Source organism: Vibrio thalassae (genome assembly GCF_900089835.1).
Classification (GTDB): domain Bacteria; phylum Pseudomonadota; class Gammaproteobacteria; order Enterobacterales; family Vibrionaceae; genus Vibrio; species Vibrio thalassae.
Map to the genome: position 1 here is coordinate 1 of NZ_OANU01000126.1, position 1,180 is coordinate 1,180.

The window sequence follows — 1,180 nt, forward strand, 5'->3', positions numbered from 1 at the left end:
CGTTATACTGATGGGGTCTGAGTTGGCTGTAATAACCAGTAATGTAACGAGTTATATGCTCCCTTGCTTCGCTAAAGCTCCGATAACCCGACACTGGTATCCATTCTGTCTTTAGGCTTCTGAAGAACCGCTCCATCGGACTATTATCCCAGCAATTACCTCGCCGAGATAAGCTTTGCTTGATTTGATAACGCCACAACTGCTGTCGATAAGAACGACTGGTGTAATGACTTCCTTGGTCACTGTGGAACATCACGTCTTTGGGCCTACCTCGTGACTCAAACGCCATAGAGAGTGCTTTTCCTGTCAACTTACTATCGGGAGAGACTGACATCGCCCAACCAATTGGCTTTCTTGCGAACAGGTCGATAACAACAGCAAGATACATCCAGCGCAGCCCCGTCCAGACATACGTCACATCACCGACCCAGACTTGGTTGGGAGCGGTAACGGCAAATTGTCTAGACAGATGGTTTGGGAGCTCTACATGCTCTTGTGATGCCTTTCGATAGCGGTGCTTTGGTGCTTGGCAACTTACCAAGCCTAATAATTTCATCATTTTAGAAGCTCGATACCGCGTCAGTTTTACACCTTGGGCCGTCACCATGTCGGCAATGCTTCTCGCACCAGCAGAACCGTTGCTTGCCGCATGAACTTCTTTAACAAGACTCTTGAGCTTCACAAACTCTGGGGAAACACGTTGAGGGCGACAACGCCAGTATTTGTAACTGCTGCGGTGGACACTGAACACATGGCACAGGGTTGTTACGCTAAAGCTCTGCCTGAGTTTCTCGATTATCGAGAGTTGTTCAGTGAGTCCGACATCAAGAGAGCTGTAGCCTTTTTTAATATTTCATTGTGCTCTTCAAGTCGTGCAAGTTTCTTCTTCAGCTCTCGTATTTCAACTTGCTCGGGTGTCATTGGTGAGGCTTGAGGAGCCACTCCCTTTCTTTCTTGCTTGAGCTGCCTTACCCACTTATCCATTGTCGATTTACCCACACCCATGGCTTTTGCGGCTTCAACAACGGTGTAGTTTTGGTCGAGAACAAGTTGCGCTGCTTCGAGTTTAAATTCCGCACTGAAAGTACGTCGGGTTCGCTTGGTCATAGTTTCACCTGTCATGCTATGAGGTGTATATTAACACCTCTAATCAGGTGGCCAAATTCACTATGCCACTACA

Annotated in this window: 1 protein-coding gene; it reads right to left on the reverse strand. The window is 47.5% G+C overall.

The genetic code is table 11. The features are described from left to right. A protein-coding gene (locus VTH8203_RS22065) for an IS3 family transposase (RefSeq protein WP_096995598.1) occupies positions 1-1,107 on the reverse strand; the annotation gives its coding sequence in 2 pieces (ribosomal slippage) (positions 1-840 and positions 840-1,107; 1,108 coding nt annotated over the 2 pieces). This gene is flagged as partial in the annotation. Positions 1,108-1,180: the final 73 nt, after the last annotated feature.